Below are 20234 nucleotides of genomic sequence, written 5' to 3'. Positions count from 1 at the left end.
AGGGATACCATGGACGGTTCGAAACATGATGGATTCATTTGCTCGCGCACTGCCGCCGTTATAAGCACTGTGCCCCCAGCTCAACGTGACACGTTGATACAGGCATTGGTGTTCGCGCAGATAATGGCGGACCAGCAACAGGTGGCGAAGCCCGCCAACCGTTGGGGTCTCTCGCAGTCGCGGGTACTGGGCAACCTGGGGTGGGTAAAAGTGAAGGAACAGTTGCTGGAACAGTCCATCGACGATGAGCTTCCATGGGCGGCAGCGCCCACGCTGCAAAGCTTTGCGAACCTGCATTTGCCGGGCGAGCAAGCCCTGGCCATCAGTGAGCTCATCGGCCAGTTGATGAGTCGTGACGCACCACCCGTATTGTTCAACCCGACACCCGCAGGTTCGCTGGTACTGGCGGTGGTGGAGTCTGAGCTTCAGGCCAGTGTCATCACTGCAGTGTATCGCGCTGCCGTAGTGGCCCTGGGCACGGAAAGCGAGCAGGAAGCGCCAGGCTTGTTACAGCTCAGCTGCACCCGCTACCGCATCGCTGCAGACTTCTGGGACATGAGCGCGCAGCTGCAAAGCTCAGTAGGGGCTTACGTGGCGCGTAACCTGCGCCACCTGGCATCCCCCGCCAAGGATTGACACCGCACCATGAAAAAAAGCCCCGATCCAGCCGTATCCGGATCGGGGCGCAGTGTGCTGCGAACAGCGCGTCGAAGGTGACCAGACCCGCACGCTGGAAGCCGATGCCAGTGTGCCCTGCCCCGCCCCCCTGGATTTAGCCGAAAACGACACGCTCATGCCCACCGCGGCCATGGCGACGATCGCCCCTTGCCGCGCCGTTCGAGCGCTTACAGAATCGGCGCAAAGCCCCTCACCAAAGGACTCGCCTCATGATGCACGTGGATCTGATTGACCAGGATGACCTGCTCGGCCAACTCAAGGCCCTGGGCTTCGAGATGCCCGCCGGCGCCAGCGCCGAGCAAGCCTGCGAATGTGCCGTGCGCGGGCTCAGCGAGGCACGTGCCAAGGCCTTGCGCAAAATGGTCGAGCAATTGCTGACCGGCAGCGCCACCATCCTGCCGGCCGTGCGCCAGGCCATCGACAAGCAACTGCTGCCCGCCCTCGCCCAATTCCAGCAATCGCGCGCCTGAAACCCTGTCTGCTGGCCCGCGACCCGCGGGCCAGACGCCTTCCTTGTCTTCCGACATAAACAAAACACATACCCGCATAACCGTTTCGCGGCAGACGGCCCGTTGATCCAGTCGTAACTTCTTTCCTACAGCGCTCCGGCGCCATGACAAGAAAGAGAGTATGCCGATGAACAACCGCCCTGCTGTAGACGTCAAGGCGTGGATCGACTCACGCGCCATTTCCCCCTACCAGTGGCTGGTGCTCGCACTGTGCTCGCTGATCATTCTGTTCGACGGTTACGACGCCGCGGTGATGGGCTTCATTGCCCCCGCCCTGGTGCAGGACTGGGGCCTGGCGCCCGCGCAGATGGGCCTGATACTGGGTGCGGCAATGTTCGGCGTGGCTATCGGCGCGCTGGTGGCCGGCCCCTATTCCGACCGCCTGGGCCGCAAGCGCGTGCTGCTGGTGTCGATCTTCTGCTTCGCGTTGTTCAGCGTGATGTGCACCTTCGCCCGCAACCCCTATGAAATGGCCCTGCTGCGCTTCCTCACCGGCCTGGGCCTGGGCGCGGTGATGCCCAACTGCGTGACCCTGGTGTCGGAATACATGCCCGAACGCCGTCGCGGCCTGTTGATTACCCTGATGTACTGCGGCTTCAACATCGGCTCTGGCGCCGGCGGCTTCGTCGCTGCCGGCCTGCTGCCGGTGGGCGGCTGGAAATCGGTGCTGCTGCTGGGCGGTATCTGCCCGCTGGTGGTGCTGCCGCTGCTGGTGTGGCTGCTGCCCGAATCGGCGCTGTACATGGTGGTGCGCAACCACGCCCAGGGCAGCATCGGCGACATACTGCGGCGCATGGGCGGCGCGTTTGCCGAGGGCACGCGCTTTACCCTCAAGACGCCGGCCCTGGACAAGAAGGCCCAGGTGTTCAAGCTGTTCTCCAACGGCTACGCCCACGGCACGCTAATGCTGTGGCTGACCTACTTCATGGGCCTGTTCGTGATTTACCTGCTCAACGGCTGGCTGCCCACCATCATGCGCGCCGGTGGCCTGAGCCTGGAGAAAGCCGCCATCACCGCCGGCCTGTTCCAACTGGGCGGCACCCTGGGTGGCCTGCTGGTGGGCAGCCTGATGGACCACTTCAAGTCGCGCAAGAAAGTCATCGGCCTGTTCTACCTGCTGGGCATGTGCTGCCTGCTGGCCGAGGGTATTTTCGGCTTCGGCCCTGCCGTGCTGGGCATGCTGGTGTTCGTCAGCGGCATGTGCGTGAACGGCGCGCAAACCGGCCTGCAAGCCTTCTCCCCAACCTTCTACCCCACGGAAATGCGCGCCACCGGTGTCAGCTGGATGCACGGCATCGGCCGCAGCGGCGCTATCATCAGCTCGTCCCTGGGCGGCCTCCTGCTGGGCGCATTCCCGGGCACCACCAGTATCTTCATCGTGTTGTCGATCCCTGCCCTGTTCGCCGCGCTGGCCATCGTCAACCACCGCAACGCCGTAGCCGAACCTGCGACCACCCGCGCCGCGCCACGCGCGGTAGAAGCGCCTAGCCAATGAGTGATTCATGAGTGTACTGACCCAACCCAAGATCGACTGCCACCACCACATCTTCGACCCGGTGCAGTTCCCCTACGTCGCCGACACCCAGTACCGCCCCGCCGGGCATGAACTGGGCACCGCGCTGCAGTACGGCGCGGTGATGCAGGCCTACAACATTCGCCACTCGCTGATTGTCGGCCCCACCTCGGGCTACAACACCGACAACCGCTGCCTGCTGGCAGCCCTGGCGGAAAACCCCGGGCGCTCAAAGGGCATTGCCGTGGTGCCGCTGACCATCGGCAGTGAAGAGCTGGCCGCGCTCAAGGAACAAGGCGTGGTGGGCATTGCCTTCAACGTGGCCATGCTCGGCACCGCGCCGTTCCTTGACGTGGATGGGCTGATGGGCCGGCTGGCCGAGCTGGACCTGTTTGCCCAGGTGCAGGTGATGGACGACCAACTGCCCGCGCTGATGCCGTTGCTGACGCGCAACCGCACGCCGCTGCTGATCGACCACAGCGGCCGCCCGGACCTGACGGCGGGGCTGGCCCAGCCGGCGTTCCAGGCGCTGCTGTCGCTGGCAGACAAGGAACGTGCCTTCGTGAAGCTCTCGGGGCTGTCGAAGTTTTCCCGCCAGGCGTACCCGTGGGCCGACGGCCATCCCTACCAGCTGGCGCTGCTGCAGGCGTTTGGCGCCGAGCGCTGCATGTGGGGGTCGGACTGGCCGTTCCTGCGCGCCAACGAGCGCATGGACATCGGCAGTCTGTTGCTGCTGGTGGAGCAGTTGTTCCCGGATGAGAAGGTGCGCGAGCAGCTCCTGTGGAGCACGCCGAAGCGGGTGTTTGGGTTTACCGGGTGATCGTGACGCGGCCTTTGGCCGCTGCTACAGGTCCGTAGCAGCGGCCGCAGGCCGCGTCCGAGGGCTAAATACGCACGCTGGCAAACGTCGATTCGTTGCGCGCCTGGCTAAGCGCCGACATCGGCCCTGACAACGGCGCCAGCACCATGGCCTGCGGAATAGGCATCATCGCCACCTGCTGGGCAGTGTTGGACCCGACGCGCTCGTCGCGTGGCGGAATGCCGAAGTATTCGCGGTAGCACTTGGAGAAGTGCGGCGTGGACACGAAGCCGCACACCGACGCCACTTCGATGATCGACATGGGCGTCTGCTTCAACAGCTGCCGGGCGCGAATCAGGCGCAGCTTGAGGTAGTAGCGCGACGGCGAGCAGTGCAGGTATTTCTGGAACAGCCGCTCCAGCTGCCGGCGCGACACCGACACATAGACCGCCAGCTCATCCAGGTCGATCGGCTCTTCCAGGTTGGCCTCCATCAGCGCGACTATTTCCTGCAGCTTCGGCTGATTGGTGCCCAGCATGTGCTTGAGCGGTACGCGCTGGTGATCCTGCTCGTTGCGGATACGCTCGTAGACGAACATTTCCGAGATGGCCGCCGACAGCTCGCGGCCGTGGTCGCGGCTGATCAGGTGCAGCATCATGTCCAGCGGCGCGGTGCCACCGGAACTGGTGAAGCGGTTGCGGTCGAGGGTGAACAGGCGCGTGCTCATGGCCACCCGCGGGAAAGCTTCCTGCATGGACGCCAGGCACTCCCAGTGCACGCTGCAATCGAAGCCATCGAGCAGGCCGGCGCAGGCCAGCGCCCAGCTGCCGGTGCACACCGCGCCCAGGCGCTTGGACTGGCGCGCCTGGCTCTGCAGCCAGGTCACGTGCTCGCGGGTCACGGTACGTTGAATGCCAATGCCGCCACAGACAATGATGGTGTCCAGGGCGGGGGCCTTGTGCATCGCCGCATCCGGGGTGATCTGCAGGCCGTCGCTGGCCCAGACCTGCCCGCCGTCCACGCTCAGGGTGGTCCAGCGATACAGCTCGCGGCCGGACAATTGGTTGGCCATGCGTAGGGGTTCTACTGCAGAGGCCAGGGAAATCAGCGTGAAATTATCCAGCAGCAGAAAGCCGATGGATTGAGGCGTACGGGTCTGGGGTTGGGCCCCGGAGTTGAACGACGTCATCGCGGTATCTCCTCACTCAAAGCGGGTGATGGCCTCAGGCGGAGGCTCTTCTTATGGCCCTGCTCGCAGGAGGGCTTTGCAATGACAACGCAAATGCCATGCCTAAAGTTGAATGGCTATTCAATAAATCCTGAAAACGACGTCGCTCTGCGGCCAGTTGCCGCAGATGGCAATATGACACCCATGGCAGCCCTCAAGGGCTGTGAGCAATTCGGTAGCACTTTGTGGGAAGCGACGGGCGGGAAGCGCCCAGGGAATGTCACCCCTGGCACGGGGGTGCGGCGGCCAGGACCGGCCGCCGGTTGAGCCCGTCAGTTCAGCATCGCGCGCCAAAAGGTTGCGGGCGCGCTGGCCGGTGAACAAAAACGGCGCAGGTTCAGCATTCGATGGCACTCACCGCCAGGCCGCCGCGTGAAGTTTCCTTGTACTTGTCGTGCATGTCGGCGCCGGTGTCGCGCATGGTGCGGATCACCCGGTCCAACGAGATGAAGTGCTGCCCGTCGCCCCGCAGGGCCATTTGCGCGGCATTGATGGCCTTCACCGCGGCAATGGCATTGCGCTCGATGCACGGCACCTGCACCAGGCCGCCCACCGGGTCGCAGGTCAGCCCCAGGTTGTGTTCCAGACCGATCTCGGCGGCGTTTTCCAATTGCGCCGGGGTGGCCCCCAGAATTTCCGCCAGGCCGGCGGCGGCCATGGCACAGGCCGAGCCCACTTCACCCTGGCAACCCACCTCGGCGCCAGAGATGGAGGCGTTTTTCTTGCACAGGATGCCGATGGCCGCAGCCGCCAACAGGTAGTCGACAACGTTGGCCTCGCTGACCTCGTCGCTGAACTTCATGTAGTAATGCAGCACCGCCGGGATGATGCCCGCCGCACCGTTGGTGGGCGCAGTCACCATGCGCCCGCCGGCGGCGTTTTCCTCGTTCACCGCCAGGGCGAACAGGTTCACCCACTCCATGGCGCTGAGCGTGGAGCCGATGACATTGGGCTTGTTCAGTTCCTGCAGGCTTCGGTGCAGGCGCGCGGCGCGGCGGCGCACGTTGAGGCCGCCGGGCAAAATGCCTTCGTGCTTGAGACCGTGCTCCACACAGTCCTGCATGGCCCGCCAGAGCTTCATCAGGCCGGCGCGAATTTCTTCCTCGCTGCGCCAGGTCTTCTCGTTGGCCATCATCAGTTGCGACACGCGCAGGTCGTTTTGCTCGCACAACTCCAGCAATTCCACCGCCGTGTCGAAGTCGTAGGGCAGCACGGTGTTGTCGGCGTCCAGCACGCCGCTGGCGGCCTGGGCCGAGTCCACCACGAAGCCGCCGCCCACCGAATAGTAGGTGTCGCGGTGCAGCTCGCCGTGCGGGCCTTCGGCAATCAGGGTCATGGCGTTGGGGTGGTACGGCAGGTTTTCGTCCAGCAGCAGCATGTCGCGCTGCCACACGAACGGAATCGGCCGCTCATTGCCCAGTTGCAGGGTGTCGGTTTCGCGCAGGGTGGCGATGTGCAGGCTGATGGTGGTGGGGTCCACCGCGTCCGGCCATTCGCCCATCAGGCCCATGATCACGGCGTTGTCGCTGCCATGGCCAACGCCTGTGGCCGACAGCGAGCCGTACAGGCGCACCTCCACGCGTTGCACCTGTTGCAGCTCGTCGCGTTCGCGCAAGCCCTGCACGAACAGCGCGGCGGCGCGCATGGGCCCCACCGTGTGGGAGCTGGACGGCCCGATGCCGATCTTGAACAGGTCAAACACACTGATTGCCATTGCCGCGCACCTCCTGAATTGGGCAGACCGGGCCGCCACGGGCGGCCGCTGGCGCAACTGCTACGCTTGAGCCGCGTGCGCCGGATTGCCTTCATCATCGGCCTTGCGGCGCAGGGCTCGACGTCTGCAACCGACTTGCTCATGCCCAGCAACGCCTGCGCCCCCAGGAAGGCGTTTTCAGCCATGCCGCTGGTCAAGAATCACGCTTGCAGAGTGCGGAAAATCTGTAAGCGACGTCACCGGCACTGGAAGCGACTCCCTATGTACTGGTTACGACCCCCCCTGTAGGCGCGGGATTTTCACTGGTCCATGATCATTCTCGACTCGATTGCAAGGCACCCGGTTAGCGCTGTCCGAGCAGCGCACCGCCCGCCACCCAACCGCGACCAGAAAGCGGGTCAGCCTGAGCAGGCCGCCCGAGAAAAAACATCCAGGAGCGCAACCCCATGAAAGGTTCACCATCGTTGTTGTTGGCCGCCATGTTGAGTCTGCCGATGCTGGCCCACGCCGCAGAACCGGCCCAATGCAACACCGTCAATTTCTCCGACGTCGGCTGGACCGACATCACCGTCACCACGGCAGTCACCAGCGCCGTGCTGCAGTCGCTGGGCTACAAGACCAACACCACCATGATTTCCGTGCCGGTGACCTACAAGTCCCTGGCCGACGGCAAGAACATGGACGTATTCCTCGGCAACTGGATGCCGACCATGGAAAACGACATCAAGCCATACCGTGATGCCGGCACCGTGGAAACCGTGCGCGCCAACCTTGAGAACGCCAAGTACACCCTGGCCGTGCCCCAGGCGCTGTACGACAAGGGGCTGCATGACTTCGGCGACATCGTCAAATTCAAGAAGGAACTGGACGGCAAGATCTACGGCATCGAACCGGGCAACGACGGCAACCGCCTGATCCAGAGCATGATCGACAAGAACGCCTTCGGCTTGAAAGACGCAGGCTTCAAGGTAGTGGAGTCCAGCGAAGCCGGCATGCTCAGCCAGGTGGACCGCGCCAACCGTCGCGGCACCGACGTGGTGTTCCTGGGCTGGGAACCGCACCCGATGAACACCCGCTTCAAGATCAAGTACCTGACCGGCGGTGACGACTACTTCGGCCCCAACTTCGGCCAGGCCACCATCTACACCAACGTGCGCAAGGGCTACACCCAGGAATGCAGCAACGTGGGCCAATTGCTGAAGAACCTGGCCTTCACCCTGCCGATGGAAAGCTCACTGATGGGCAACGTCCTCGACGACAAAATGAAGCCTGACGCCGCCGCCAAGGCGTGGCTGAAGAAAAACCCCCAGGTGCTCGACACCTGGCTGGCGGGCGTGACCACCGTGGATGGCAAACCAGGCCTGGAAGCCGCAAAAGCCAAGCTGACGCAGTAACCGCAGAACTTGCGGCGGGTGCGCCCGCCGCAAGCCGTTCTTTCAACTCGCATGCGGACGTTCACTACCATGCTGACTGATCATAAAATCCCGCTGGGCCAATACATCGCCAGCTTCGTCGACTGGCTGACGCGACACGGCGCCAGCACCTTCGATGCTATTTCCTCCTCCCTCGAAGCAATGATCCATGGCCTGACGTTCTGCCTGACCTGGTTCAACCCATTCGCCCTGATATTCCTGATAGCCGCGCTGGCACACTTCATCCAGCGAAAGTGGGGGCTGACCGCCTTCGTGGTGCTGTCCTTCCTGCTGATCCTGAACCTTGGCTACTGGCAGGAAACCATGGAAACCCTGGCCCAGGTGCTGTTCGCCACCCTGGTGTGCGTGGCCATCGGCGTGCCGCTGGGTATCGTCGCGGCGCACAAGCCGATGTTCTACACCATGATGCGGCCCGTGCTCGACCTGATGCAGACCGTACCGACCTTCGTGTACCTGATCCCAACCCTCACTCTGTTCGGCCTGGGCGTGGTGCCGGGGCTGATTTCCACGGTGGTGTTCGCCATTGCCGCGCCCATCCGCCTGACTTACCTGGGCATCCGCGACGTGCCCCACGAACTGCTGGACGCCGGCAAGGCCTTCGGTTGCTCCCGTGGCCAGCTGCTGTCGCGCATTGAACTGCCGCACGCCATGCCGAGCATCGCCGCCGGCATTACCCAATGCATCATGCTGTCGCTGTCGATGGTGGTGATCGCCGCCCTGGTGGGCGCCGACGGCCTGGGCAAACCCGTGGTCAACGCACTGAACACCGCCGATATCGCCCTGGGCTTCGAAGCGGGCCTGGCCATCGTGCTGCTGGCGATCATGCTCGACCGTATCTGCAAACAACCCGATGCAAAAGTAGGGGGTGACGCATGAGCATAATCCGCTTCGACAAGGTAGACGTCGTCTTCTCCAACAAACCGCGCGAGGCCCTCAGCCTGCTGGACCAGGGCCTGTCGAGAGACCAGATCCTGAAGAAAACCGGCCAGGTGGTGGGCGTGGAAAAAGCCAGCCTGGACATCAACAAGGGCGAGATCTGCGTGTTGATGGGCCTGTCGGGCTCGGGCAAGTCCAGCCTGCTGCGCTGCATCAACGGCTTGAACACGGTGAGCCGCGGCAACCTGTTCATCGAGCACGAAGGCGCGCAGATCGACATCGCCAACTGCACCCCTGCCGAACTGAAGCTGATGCGCACCAAGCGCATCGCCATGGTGTTCCAGAAGTTCGCCCTGATGCCTTGGCTGACGGTGCGTGAAAACATCAGCTTCGGCCTGGAAATGCAGGGCCGCCCTGAGAAGGAACGGCGCCAGCTGGTGGATGAGAAGCTGGAACTGGTGGGCCTGACCCAATGGCGCAACAAGAAGCCCGACGAGCTGTCCGGCGGCATGCAGCAACGGGTCGGCCTGGCCCGCGCCCTGGCCATGGACGCCGACATTCTGTTGATGGACGAACCCTTCTCGGCCCTCGACCCGCTGATTCGCCAGGGCCTGCAGGATGAACTGCTGGCCCTGCAGAACAAGCTGAGCAAGACCATCGTCTTCGTCAGCCACGACCTGGACGAGGCGCTGAAACTGGGCACCCGTATCGCCATCATGAAAGACGGCAAGATCATCCAGTACAGCAAGCCCGAAGAAATCGTGCTCAACCCCGCCGACGACTACGTGCGTACCTTCGTCGCCCACACCAACCCGCTGAACGTGCTGTGCGGCCGCAGCCTGATGCGCACACTGGACAACTGCAAGCGCATCAACGGTTCGGTGTGCCTGGACCCGGGTGGCGATTCATGGATAGACCTGGCCGAGGGCAACACCATCAAGGGTGCGCGCCAGGGCGCCGGGGTGCTGGACCTGCAGAATTGGGTACCGGGGCAGGCCGTGGAAGGCCTGGGGCGCCAGCCAACGCTGGTGGGCGCTGATATCGGCATGCGCGACGCGCTGCAGATCCGTTACCACACCGGCAACAAGCTGGTGTTGCAGGATGGCAACCGGGTGGTGGGTATCCTGGGTGACAGCGAGCTGTACCACGCGTTGCTGGGAAAGAACCGGGGGTGAACCTGACGCGGCCTTGCGGCCGCTGCTACACATATCCCCGTAGCAGCGGCCGCAGGCCGCGTCCACAGCCCCCCAATCAACGGCGGATAAACTCCCGCCCACCCAGCGCCAGCAACTCCGCCTGCATCTGTTCCAGGCGGTCTTCTTCCTCTTTCGCGTCCTGCTTCATGGCCTTCACCAGGCCGAACATGAACAGCACCAGCACCACCGAGAACGGCAGGCCCGCCAGCACCACCATGGTCTGCATGGCTTCGAAGTTGCCTGCGAACAGCAGGCCGATGGTCACCAACGTGATGATCGCCGACCAGAGGATACGCAACCAGTGAGGGGCATCTTCATCCACGTCGCCGCCTTTGCACGACAGGTTGGCCATCATTACCGCGCCGGAATCGGCGGGCGTCAGGAACAGCACAAAGCCGACGAAAATAGCCACGCCGATGACAATCTTCGACGCCGGGTAATGGTCCAGCAACTGGTACATGGCCATCGAAGGCTGTTCCAGCGCCGTCTTGCCCAACTCCAGCGCATTCTGGTTCATCACCAGGTCCAGCGCGGTGTTGCCGAACACCGACAGCCAGGCCAGGGTGAAGCCCAGCGGAATCAGCAGCACGCCGAAGATCAGTTCCCGCACCGTGCGCCCACGGGAAATGCGCGCAATGAACATGCCCACGAACGGTGCCCAGGAAATCCACCACGCCCAGTAGAACAGGGTCCACAGGCCCAGCCAGCGTTCGGACTTGGCAGTGTCGCCGGTGTACACGTACAGGTCGAAGGTCTTCAGCACCACGCCGTTCAGGTAGTCGCCGATATTCTGGATAAAGCCGTTGAGCAGGTGCAGCGTATTACCCGCCAGCAGCACGAAAATCAGCAGGCCGCTGAACAACACAATGTTGAGGTTGGACAACCGGCGAATGCCGTTCTCCACGCCCGACACCGCGGCAATGGTAGCCACCGTGCTCATCACCAGAATCACAATCAGCAGGTTGGTGTTGCTGTGCTGCATGCCGAACAGGTGCTCCAGCCCCGAGGACACCTGCATGGCGCCGATACCCAGGTTGGTCACCAGGCCCAGCAGGGTCACGAACATGCCAAAACCATCCACCGCGTCGCCCGCCAGGCCCTTGACCCAGCGTTGGCCGACCAGCGGGTACAGCGCCGAACGCAGCGCCAGCGGCTGGTTGTGGCGGTAGGCGAAATACGCCACCGCCAGGCCCACCAATGCGTAGATCGCCCAGCCGTGCAGGCCCCAGTGCAGGAACGTCAGCTGAATGGACTGACGAGCGGCTTCATGGCTGGCCGAAACGCCCTCGGGCGGGTTGAAGAAGTGGTCCAGCGGCTCGGAAGCGCCGAAATACAGCAGCGAAATACCGATGCCCGAGGAGAACAGCATGCCGGCCCACGCGCCGTAGCTGAAATCAGGGGTGTCGTCCTTGGTCCCCAGCTTGAGTTTGCCGAACGAGGTGAAGGCCAGCGCCACCACGAACACCAGGTAGGCGCCGATGACCAGCATGTAGTACCAGCCAAAACTCTTCGACAGCCATTCCTGGGCCACGCCCAGCAAATGCCCGGCCTGTTGGGGTGCGGCGATGAGCACCGCGGTCAGCAGCAGTATCAGAATCGTCGACGCATAGAACACGACGGGGTTGAGCCGAACCCTTTCGGTGGGGTTCTTGATCAAGGAGGCAGAACTCATGGCACAGATGCTCCAGGCAGTGCGAGAGAAGGACACACAAGGACTCATTCCTTAGGCGAATGGAGCAATGCCCACACGCCAAGGAGTGATATAAAGCACCTCGATTTTTTCAGGGGTGCCATTTGTGCCATCAGGACGCCCGCAAAGCATGTCAATGGCACAAATTGTCGCAGAGCTTATTCTTTGTTGATTGAACGTTCAATCAAAACAAAATAGACTGGTCTTCGCCGAGACGGGCGGCTTGCTGTCCGTCGCAAGGCCAAAGGAGAAGTTTTCAATGCCCAAGGTCGGTATGCAGCCCATACGCCGCCAGCAGTTGATCGAAGCCACGTTGCTTGCGGTAGACCAGGTCGGCATGGCAGATGCCAGCATTGCGCTGATAGCCCGCCTGGCGGGTGTGTCGAACGGAATCATCAGTCACTACTTTCAGGACAAGAACGGCCTGATCGCAGCGACCATGCGCTACCTGATGAACGCCCTGATCGAAAACGTCCGGGCCCGGCGCCAGGCACTGGGGGACGAAAGCCCCCGCGCCCACCTGCAGGTGATCATCGAAGGCAACTTCGACGCCAGCCAGGTCAACGGCCCGGCAATGAAAACCTGGCTGGCCTTCTGGGCCGCCAGCATGCACCAGCCGTCATTGCACCGGTTGCAGCGGATCAACGACCACCGCCTGTATTCCAACCTGTGCTGCCAGTTCCGCCGCGCATTGCCGCAGGAACAGGCACGCAGCGCCGCCCGCGGGCTGGCTGCACTGATCGACGGCCTGTGGTTGCGCGGCGCGCTCTCGGGCGACGCCTTTGACACTGACCAGGCGCAGCAAATCGCCTACGAATACATGGATCAGCAACTGGCGAAGCAGATGAACTAGCGGTACGCCGCTCGCATCTGCCCAGCTACCCAGACAAGCACTTGCGAGGACACTATGGCCCGTTTCGAACTGCAAAAACTCTACATTGACGGCGGTTACGTGGACGCTTCCAGCGACGCCACCTTCGACGCCATCAACCCGGCCAACGGCGAAGTCCTTGCCCAAGTGCAACGGGCTACCGAAGCCGACGTGGAGCGCGCCGTGGTCAGCGCCGAAAAGGGCCAGAAAGTCTGGGCCGCCATGACCGCCATGGAGCGTTCGCGCATCCTGCGCCGCGCCGTCGACATCCTGCGTGAGCGCAACGACGAGCTGGCCGCGCTGGAAACCCTGGACACCGGCAAGGCCTATTCGGAAACCCGCTACGTGGACATCGTCACCGGTGCCGACGTGCTGGAATACTACGCAGGCCTGGTGCCGGCCATCGAAGGCGAGCAGATCCCGCTGCGCGACACCTCGTTCGTCTACACCCGCCGCGAGCCGCTGGGCGTGACCGTGGGCATCGGCGCCTGGAACTACCCGATCCAGATCGCCCTGTGGAAATCGGCACCGGCCCTGGCCGCCGGCAACGCGATGATCTTCAAGCCCAGCGAAGTGACTTCGCTGACCACCCTCAAGCTGGCCGAGATCTACACCGAGGCTGGCCTGCCAGCAGGCGTGTTCAACGTGCTGACCGGCAGCGGCCGCGAAGTGGGCAGCTGGCTGACCGAGCACCCGCGCATCGAGAAAATCTCCTTCACCGGCGGCACCGACACCGGCAAGAAGGTCATGGCCAGCGCCTCCAGCAGCTCGCTGAAGGAAGTGACCATGGAACTGGGCGGCAAGAGCCCGCTGATCATCTTCGACGACGCCGACCTGGACCGCGCCGCCGACATCGCCATGATGGCCAACTTCTACAGCTCGGGCCAGGTGTGCACCAACGGCACCCGCGTGTTCGTGCCCAACGCCCTGAAAGCCGCCTTCGAAGCCAAGATCGTCGAGCGCGTGCAGCGCATCCGCGTCGGCAACCCGCAGAACGAAAACACCAACTTCGGCCCGCTGGTGAGCTTCGCCCACATGGAAAGCGTGCTGGGCTACATCGCCAAGGGCAAGGAAGAAGGCGCCCGCGTACTGTGCGGCGGCCAGCGCCTGACCGAGGGCGAGTTCGCCCAGGGCGCCTACGTGGCTCCGACGGTGTTCACCGACTGCCGCGACGACATGACCATCGTCCGTGAAGAAATCTTCGGCCCGGTGATGGCCATCCTCGGCTACGACACCGAAGAAGAAGTGATCCGCCGCGCCAACGACACCGACTTCGGCCTGGCCGCCGGTATCGTCACCCAGAACCTGACCCGCGCGCACCGCGTGATTCACCAGCTGGAAGCCGGTATCTGCTGGATCAACGCCTGGGGCGAGTCCGACGCGAAGATGCCGGTGGGCGGCTACAAGCAATCGGGCGTGGGCCGCGAGAACGGCATCAGCTCGCTGAACCAGTACACCCGGATCAAATCGATCCAGGTAGAGCTGGGCGAGTACGCCTCGGTCTTCTAAAGCCGCCCCTTCCCCTATGGGACTGGGATCTTGTGGGAGCGGGCTCTGCCCGCGAATGGATCGCCGCCGACCTTTTCGCGGGCAGAGCCCGCTCCCACGGATATCAGCATCCCATAGGCATTTGCCCACCCTACGACTTTGACAGGGAGCAGAAATGTCCAAAGAATTCGATTACATCATCATCGGGGCCGGCTCGGCCGGTAACACCCTGGCCACCCGCCTGACCGAAGACAAAGGCGTCACCGTCCTGCTGCTGGAAGCCGGCGGCCCCGACTACCGCGCCGACTTCCGCACCCAGATGCCCGCCGCACTGGCCTTCCCGCTGCAGGGCCGCCGCTACAACTGGGCGTACGAGACCGACCCCGAGCCGCACATGAACAACCGCCGCATGGAATGCGGCCGCGGCAAGGGCCTGGGTGGCTCGTCGCTGATCAACGGCATGTGCTACATCCGCGGCAACGCCATGGACTACGACGGCTGGGCCAAGCTGCCGGGCCTGGAAGACTGGACCTACCTGGACTGCCTGCCGTACTTCCGCAAGGCCGAAACCCGTGACATCGGCCCCAACGACTACCATGGCGGCGAAGGCCCGGTCAGCGTCACCACGCCCAAGGCCGGCAACAACCCGCTGTTCCACGCCATGGTCGAGGCCGGCGTGCAGGCCGGTTACCCGCGCACCGACGACCTCAACGGTTACCAGCAGGAAGGCTTCGGCCCCATGGACCGCACCGTGACGCCCAAGGGCCGTCGCGCCAGCACCGCCCGTGGCTACCTGGACACCGCCAAGCAGCGCGACACCCTGACCATCGTCACCCACGCGTTGACCGACCGCATTCTGTTCGACGGCAAGCGTGCCGTGGGCGTGGCGTACCTGGTGGGCGAAAGCACCACCCCGGTCGAGGCCCGTGCCCGCAAGGAAGTGCTGCTGTGCAGTGGCGCCATCGCCTCGCCGCAGATTCTGCAGCGTTCCGGCGTGGGCCCGAAAGACCTGCTCAAGAGCCTGGACATCCCCGTGGTGCATGACCTGCCAGGCGTTGGCCAGAACCTGCAGGACCACCTGGAAATGTACCTGCAGTACGCCTGCACCAAGCCGGTGTCGCTGTACCCGTCGCTGCTGTGGTGGAACCAGCCGGCCATCGGCGCCGAATGGATGTTCAACGGCACCGGCATCGGCGCCAGCAACCAGTTCGAGGCCGGCGGTTTCATTCGTTCGCGCCCGGAATTCGAATGGCCGAACATCCAGTACCACTTCCTGCCGGTGGCCATTAACTACAACGGCAGCAACGGTGTGAAAGAGCACGGCTTCCAGGCCCACGTGGGCTCCATGCGTTCGCCTAGCCGTGGCCGCGTGCAGGTGAAGTCGAAGAACCCGCGCGAATACCCGAGCATCCTCTTCAACTACATGGCCACCGAGCAGGACTGGCAGGAATTCCGCGACGGCATCCGCCTGACCCGCGAAATCATGCAGCAGCCAGCCCTGGACGAGTTCCGTGGCCGCGAGATCAGCCCGGGCATCGAGGTGCAGACCGACGAGCAGCTGGACAAGTTCGTGCGCGAGCACGCCGAGACCGCGTTCCACCCGTCGTGCTCGTGCAAGATGGGCACCGACGAGATGGCCGTGGTCGATGGCCAGGGCCGCGTGCATGGCCTGCAAAGCCTGCGCGTGGTGGACGCCTCGATCATGCCGATCATCACCACCGGCAACCTCAACGCGCCGACGATCATGATGGCCGAGAAAATCGCCGACAAGATCCGTGGCCGCCAGCCGCTGCCGCGCAGCACGGCGGATTACTACGTGGCCGGTGATGCACCAGTGCGCAAGGCACCACTGCGCGCCGTCAGCCTGTAACCCTTGTGGGAGCTGGCTTGGGTGGGGGCGTCCCAGCGAGCTTTTGAGGCCTCAGAAGCTCGCTGGCAAGCCAGCTCCCACGTTGCCAGACAAACCCTTGCGACAAATCACCGCACCCACCTAAGCTAGGCACTCCCCCACACAAGCAAGGGATGTCATGCCGGCCCTTCTAGACCCCCGCACCGCCAAGCGCCTACCCTGGGTAGTCGCCATCGCCTTCTTCATGCAGTCCCTGGACGGCACCATTCTCAACACCGCCCTGCCCGCCATGGCCCGTGACCTGGCCGAAGACCCCCTGCGCATGCAGTCGGTGGTCATCGCCTACATGCTTACCGTCGCCCTGCTGATACCCGCCTCGGGCTGGATTGCCGACCGCTTCGGCACCAAGCGCGTGTTCTTCACCGCCATTGCCCTGTTCAGCCTGGGCTCGCTGGCTTGCGCGGTGTCGGGCAGCCTCACGGTGCTGATCATCTCGCGGGTGCTGCAGGGCCTGGGTGGCGCGCTGATGCTGCCGGTGGGCAGGCTGGTGGTGCTGCGGGCCTACCCGCGCTCCGAGCTGGTGCGCATCCTCGGTTTCGTCACCATTCCCGGCCTGCTGGGCCCGCTGATCGGCCCCACCATGGGCGGCTGGATGGTGGAATACCTGAGCTGGCACTGGATCTTCCTGATCAACCTGCCCGTGGGCCTGCTGGGTTGCTGGGCGGTGTGGAGCATTGTCCCCGACCTGCGCGGCAGCAGCCGCACGCACTTCGATACGCTGGGCTTCCTGATGTTCGGCGCCGCCATGGTGCTTATCACCATCGCCATGGAAGGCCTGGGCGAACTGCACCTGCCGCACCTGCGGGTGATGCTGCTGCTGTTCGCCGGCATGGCCTGCCTGGCCGCCTACTGGGTGCGCGCGGCCCACGACCCGGAGCCGCTGTTCTCGCCCACGCTGTTCCGCACGCGCACGTTCGCCGTGGGCATTCTCGGCAACCTGTTCGCGCGCCTGGGCAGCGGCGCCCTGCCCTTCCTGGTGCCGTTGCTGTTGCAGGTGGCGCTGGGTTATTCCCCCGCACAGGCGGGCATGAGCATGCTGCCGCTGGCGGCATCGGCCATGCTGGCCAAGTCGGTGGCGCGGCCGTTGATCGAGCGCTTCGGCTACCGCATCGTGCTCACCGCCAACACCCTGGCCCTGGGCCTGATGCTGGCCAGCATGGGCCTGGTGACGCCGGATACGCCCTACGTGGTGCTGCTGGTTCAGCTGGGCATCATGGGCGCGGTGAACTCGCTGCAGTTCACGGCCATGAACACCGTGACCCTGATCGACCTCGACGACGCCAGTGCCAGCAGCGGCAACAGCCTGCTGTCGGTGGTGGCGCAGCTGTCGTTGAGCCTGGGCGTGGCCTGCGCCGGCGCGCTGCTGGGCGGCTTCAGCACCGAGGCCGGCACCAATGTGCTGCAGGCGTTCCAGCTGACCTTCCTGACCATTGGCATCATGGCCATGCTGGCCGCGGCGATATTCGTGCAGCTGTCGAACCAGGACGGCAAAAAGGACAGCAGCAACGCTGTTCGTCCGGAACCGGAGATAGAGGCTTAGGGCCAAAGGCCATGGGGCTGGTACACTGCGCGACATTTTGTTTTGCAGGCCAGTCCCGTGACCACCATTGCCACCGCTTTTAACACTTTGCCTTTGTCCGCCGCCATGCTGGCCAACCTGGAATCCCTCGGGTATGCCCAGATGACGCCGATCCAGGCGCAAAGCTTGCCGGTGATCCTCAAGGGCATGGACCTGATCGCCCAGGCCAAGACCGGCAGCGGCAAGACCGCGGCCTTCGGCATTGGCCTGCTGAACCCGATCAACCCGCGCTACTTCGGTTGCCAGGCGCTGATCATGTGCCCGACCCGCGAGCTGGCCGACCAGGTCGCCAAGGAAATTCGCCGCCTGGCCCGCGCCGAAGACAACATCAAGGTGCTGACCCTGTGCGGCGGCGTGTCCTTCGGCCCGCAGATCGCCTCGCTGGAACACGGCGCGCACATCATCGTCGGCACCCCGGGGCGCATCCAGCAGCACCTGCGCAAGGGCTCGCTGGTACTGGACGGCCTGAACACCCTGGTGCTCGACGAAGCCGACCGCATGCTCGACATGGGCTTCTACGACTCGATCGAAGACATCATCGAGCAGACCCCGAACCGCCGCCAGACCCTGCTGTTCTCGGCCACCTACCCGGTGGGCATCAAGCAGCTGGCGTCGAAGTTCATGCGCGACCCGCAGACCGTCAAGGCCGAGTCGCTGCACGCCGACAGCCAGATCGAGCAGCGCTTCTACGAAATCAGCCCGGAAGAGCGCCTGGGCGCCCTGACCAAGGCCCTGGGGCACTTCCGCCCGCAATCGTGCGTGGCCTTCTGCTTCACCAAGCAGCAGTGCCAGGAAGTGGTCGACCACCTGGTGGCCAAGGGCATCAGCGCCGTGGCCCTGCACGGCGACCTGGAACAGCGCGACCGCGACCAGGTACTGGCGATGTTCGCCAACCGCAGCACCTCGGTGCTGGTGGCCACTGACGTCGCCGCCCGCGGCCTGGACATCGACGCGCTGGACATGGTGATCAACGTCGAGCTGGCGCGCGATTCGGAAATCCATATTCACCGCGTCGGCCGTACCGGCCGTGCCGGCGAGAACGGCCTGGCCATCAGCTTCGTGGCGCCGGCCGAGGCGCACCGTGCCCAGGCCATCGAGCAGCTGCAGAAAGCCCCGCTGAACTGGCAGCCGCTCAGTGGCCTGACCGCCAAGGAAGGTGGCCCGCTGCTGCCGGCCATGGCTACCCTGTGCATCGGCGCCGGCCGCAAGGACAAGGTACGCCCGGGCGACATCCTCGGCGCGCTGACCGGTGATGCCGGCATCCCTGGCGCCCAGGTGGGCAAGATCGCGATCTTCGACTTCCAGGCCTACGTGGCCGTGGACCGCGACATCGCCAAGCAGGCCCTGCAGCGCCTGAACAACGGCAAGATCAAGGGCCGCTCGCTGCGCGTGCGTATTCTCTAAAGCCCAGCCCAAGGCCCCGTAGCAGCTGCCGAAGGCTGCGTCGGGGCCCACCACCGAGTCATGGCCGGACGCAGCCTTCGGCAGCTGCTACACGGGTTGTTTGAGGAATACCGAAGTGCGCTCTACCGACGTTGTGATCATTGGCGCAGGGGCCGCCGGCCTGATGTGCGCCTTCAGCGCCGCCGCCCGCGGCCGCCAGGTGCTGCTCATCGATCACGCCAACAAGGCCGGCAAGAAGATCCTGATGTCCGGCGGTGGGCGCTGCAACTTCACCAACATGTACGCCGAACCTGCCAACTTCCTCTCGCAGAACCCACACTTCTGCAAGTCGGCCCTGGCCCGCTACACCCAGTGGGACTTCATCGCCATGGTGGCCAAGCACGGCGTGCCGTACCACGAGAAGAAACTGGGCCAGCTGTTCTGCGACAACAAGTCCAGCGACATCCTGGAAATGCTGCTCGAAGAGTGCAACCAGGTGAACGTCGACCTGCGTCTGGACACCTCGGTGCAGCACATCGAGAAAACCGCCAACGGCTACCTGCTGAGCACCAGCATGGGCCAGGTTGGCTGCCAGTCACTGGTGATCGCCACCGGCGGCCTGTCCATTCCCACCCTGGGCGCCACTGGCTTCGGTTACCAGGTAGCCCGCCAGTTCGGCCACGACGTGCTGCCTACCCGGGCAGGGCTGGTGCCGTTCACCATCACCGACCAGCTCAAGGAGCTGTGCACCGAGCTGTCGGGCACCTCGGTGGACTGCCTGGTGAGCTGCAACGACCAGGCGTTCCGCGAGAACATCCTGTTCACCCACCGCGGCCTCAGCGGCCCGGCGATTCTGCAGATCTCCTCGTTCTGGCAACCTGGCGATGTGGTGGAGATCAACCTGCTGCCCGACCACGACGCGCTGGGCTGGCTGCAACAGCAACAGGCCGAGCGCCCCAACAGCGAGCTGAAAACCCTGCTGGGCGAGCTGTTCACCAAGAAAATGGCGAACCTGTTGGCCGAGCACTGGTTCGCTTCCAAGCCGATGAAGCAGTACACCCCGGCCGAACTGCGCGACGTGGCGCAGAAGCTCGGCGCCTGGCAGGTAGTACCGGCCGGCACCGAAGGCTACCGCACCGCCGAGGTCACCCTGGGTGGCGTCGACACCCGCGAAGTGTCGTCCAAGACCATGGAGTCACTGAAAAGCCCGGGCCTGTATTTCGTCGGTGAAGTGCTGGACGTCAGCGGCCACCTGGGCGGTTTCAACTTCCAGTGGGCGTGGGCCTCGGGCTACGCGGCGGCGCAGTTCGTCTAAAACGTTGCAGGCAGTATCCCGGAACAAATTTTGCTGGTAATAAGGGAGCGGCG

General features: G+C 64.1%; 16 protein-coding genes. 13 read left to right on the top strand and 3 right to left on the bottom strand.

What is annotated here, in order from left to right:
• The first annotated feature begins 9 nt into the window (after window positions 1-9).
• The 4 genes from AC0SZ7_RS02475 to AC0SZ7_RS02460 all read left to right on the top strand — a co-directional run bounded on the left by AC0SZ7_RS02475 (window position 10) and on the right by AC0SZ7_RS02460 (window position 3520).
• Window positions 10-636, top strand: a complete 627-nt coding sequence (locus AC0SZ7_RS02475) for a hypothetical protein (RefSeq protein ID WP_475502831.1) — start codon at window positions 10-12, stop codon at window positions 634-636.
• A 251-nt stretch (window positions 637-887) separates the two neighbouring features.
• The gene (locus AC0SZ7_RS02470; RefSeq protein ID WP_475502830.1) at window positions 888-1148 is read left to right on the top strand and encodes a hypothetical protein; all 261 of its coding nucleotides are present in this window, start codon (window positions 888-890) and stop codon (window positions 1146-1148) included.
• 166 nt (window positions 1149-1314) lie between these two features.
• Window positions 1315-2682, top strand: a complete 1368-nt coding sequence (locus AC0SZ7_RS02465) for an MFS transporter (RefSeq protein WP_475502829.1) — start codon at window positions 1315-1317, stop codon at window positions 2680-2682.
• A 7-nt stretch (window positions 2683-2689) separates the two neighbouring features.
• A complete protein-coding gene (locus AC0SZ7_RS02460; protein ID WP_475502828.1) occupies window positions 2690-3520 on the top strand; it encodes an amidohydrolase family protein in 831 nt (276 codons plus the stop codon).
• A gap of 64 nt (window positions 3521-3584) precedes the next feature.
• Here AC0SZ7_RS02460 and gbdR read toward each other — a convergent pair whose 3' ends face one another.
• Together gbdR and AC0SZ7_RS02450 are read right to left on the bottom strand one after the other, a co-directional pair.
• Window positions 3585-4688 carry a choline metabolism transcriptional regulator GbdR gene (gene gbdR / locus AC0SZ7_RS02455; RefSeq protein ID WP_475502827.1) on the bottom strand — a complete coding sequence of 368 codons (1104 nt, stop codon included), beginning with the start codon at window positions 4686-4688 and terminating at the stop codon, window positions 3585-3587.
• Window positions 4689-5064: 376 nt separating this feature from the next.
• Window positions 5065-6441: an L-serine ammonia-lyase gene (locus AC0SZ7_RS02450; protein ID WP_475502826.1), complete on the bottom strand. Its 1377-nt coding sequence runs from the start codon at window positions 6439-6441 to the stop codon at window positions 5065-5067.
• Window positions 6442-6887: 446 nt separating this feature from the next.
• Here AC0SZ7_RS02450 and AC0SZ7_RS02445 point away from each other — a divergent pair, with 446 nt between their 5' ends.
• From AC0SZ7_RS02445 to choV, 3 genes are all read left to right on the top strand, one after another.
• Window positions 6888-7835: a choline ABC transporter substrate-binding protein gene (locus tag AC0SZ7_RS02445; protein WP_475502825.1), complete on the top strand. Its 948-nt coding sequence runs from the start codon at window positions 6888-6890 to the stop codon at window positions 7833-7835.
• A gap of 69 nt (window positions 7836-7904) precedes the next feature.
• Complete coding sequence (gene choW / locus AC0SZ7_RS02440) at window positions 7905-8750, top strand: choline ABC transporter permease subunit (protein ID WP_475502824.1); 846 nt, start codon at window positions 7905-7907, stop codon at window positions 8748-8750.
• A complete protein-coding gene (gene choV / locus AC0SZ7_RS02435) occupies window positions 8747-9925 on the top strand; it encodes a choline ABC transporter ATP-binding protein (protein ID WP_475502823.1) in 1179 nt (392 codons plus the stop codon). Before choW ends, choV begins: the two co-directional genes overlap by 4 nt.
• A 76-nt stretch (window positions 9926-10001) precedes the next feature.
• Here the strand turns inward: choV and AC0SZ7_RS02430 are convergent, their stop codons facing one another.
• Window positions 10002-11561 carry a BCCT family transporter gene (locus AC0SZ7_RS02430; protein WP_475502980.1) on the bottom strand — a complete coding sequence of 520 codons (1560 nt, stop codon included), beginning with the start codon at window positions 11559-11561 and terminating at the stop codon, window positions 10002-10004.
• Window positions 11562-11895: 334 nt separating this feature from the next.
• Here AC0SZ7_RS02430 and betI point away from each other — a divergent pair, with 334 nt between their 5' ends.
• From betI to AC0SZ7_RS02400, 6 genes are all read left to right on the top strand, one after another.
• Window positions 11896-12489, top strand: coding sequence for a transcriptional regulator BetI (gene betI / locus AC0SZ7_RS02425; RefSeq protein WP_475502822.1), 594 nt, complete (start codon window positions 11896-11898; stop codon window positions 12487-12489).
• Between the two features lie 54 nt (window positions 12490-12543).
• Window positions 12544-14016: a betaine-aldehyde dehydrogenase gene (gene betB, locus AC0SZ7_RS02420; protein ID WP_475502821.1), complete on the top strand. Its 1473-nt coding sequence runs from the start codon at window positions 12544-12546 to the stop codon at window positions 14014-14016.
• Between the two features lie 154 nt (window positions 14017-14170).
• Window positions 14171-15865: a choline dehydrogenase gene (gene betA, locus AC0SZ7_RS02415; protein WP_475502820.1), complete on the top strand. Its 1695-nt coding sequence runs from the start codon at window positions 14171-14173 to the stop codon at window positions 15863-15865.
• A gap of 157 nt (window positions 15866-16022) precedes the next feature.
• Window positions 16023-17444: a multidrug transporter subunit MdtD gene (gene mdtD / locus AC0SZ7_RS02410; protein WP_475502819.1), complete on the top strand. Its 1422-nt coding sequence runs from the start codon at window positions 16023-16025 to the stop codon at window positions 17442-17444.
• A 105-nt stretch (window positions 17445-17549) separates the two neighbouring features.
• Window positions 17550-18887: an ATP-dependent RNA helicase DbpA gene (gene dbpA, locus AC0SZ7_RS02405; protein ID WP_475502979.1), complete on the top strand. Its 1338-nt coding sequence runs from the start codon at window positions 17550-17552 to the stop codon at window positions 18885-18887.
• Between the two features lie 115 nt (window positions 18888-19002).
• Window positions 19003-20181, top strand: a complete 1179-nt coding sequence (locus tag AC0SZ7_RS02400) for a BaiN/RdsA family NAD(P)/FAD-dependent oxidoreductase (protein ID WP_475502818.1) — start codon at window positions 19003-19005, stop codon at window positions 20179-20181.
• The last annotated feature ends 53 nt before the right edge of the window (window positions 20182-20234 follow it).

The sequence above is a fragment of the Pseudomonas sp. JC1203 genome, from assembly GCF_056175065.1.
This window is presented reverse-complemented; position numbering and strand designations above follow the sequence as displayed.

Coding starts and splice junctions, on each gene's coding strand:
- AC0SZ7_RS02475 (WP_475502831.1), top strand. CDS start 10: ATGGACGGTTCGAAACATGATGGATTCATTTGCTCGCGCACTGCCGCC.
- AC0SZ7_RS02470 (WP_475502830.1), top strand. CDS start 888: ATGATGCACGTGGATCTGATTGACCAGGATGACCTGCTCGGCCAACTC.
- AC0SZ7_RS02465 (WP_475502829.1), top strand. CDS start 1,315: ATGAACAACCGCCCTGCTGTAGACGTCAAGGCGTGGATCGACTCACGC.
- AC0SZ7_RS02460 (WP_475502828.1), top strand. CDS start 2,690: ATGAGTGTACTGACCCAACCCAAGATCGACTGCCACCACCACATCTTC.
- gbdR (WP_475502827.1), bottom strand. CDS start 4,688: ATGACGTCGTTCAACTCCGGGGCCCAACCCCAGACCCGTACGCCTCAA.
- AC0SZ7_RS02450 (WP_475502826.1), bottom strand. CDS start 6,441: ATGGCAATCAGTGTGTTTGACCTGTTCAAGATCGGCATCGGGCCGTCC.
- AC0SZ7_RS02445 (WP_475502825.1), top strand. CDS start 6,888: ATGAAAGGTTCACCATCGTTGTTGTTGGCCGCCATGTTGAGTCTGCCG.
- choW (WP_475502824.1), top strand. CDS start 7,905: ATGCTGACTGATCATAAAATCCCGCTGGGCCAATACATCGCCAGCTTC.
- choV (WP_475502823.1), top strand. CDS start 8,747: ATGAGCATAATCCGCTTCGACAAGGTAGACGTCGTCTTCTCCAACAAA.
- betI (WP_475502822.1), top strand. CDS start 11,896: ATGCCCAAGGTCGGTATGCAGCCCATACGCCGCCAGCAGTTGATCGAA.
- betB (WP_475502821.1), top strand. CDS start 12,544: ATGGCCCGTTTCGAACTGCAAAAACTCTACATTGACGGCGGTTACGTG.
- betA (WP_475502820.1), top strand. CDS start 14,171: ATGTCCAAAGAATTCGATTACATCATCATCGGGGCCGGCTCGGCCGGT.
- mdtD (WP_475502819.1), top strand. CDS start 16,023: ATGCCGGCCCTTCTAGACCCCCGCACCGCCAAGCGCCTACCCTGGGTA.
- dbpA (WP_475502979.1), top strand. CDS start 17,550: ATGCTGGCCAACCTGGAATCCCTCGGGTATGCCCAGATGACGCCGATC.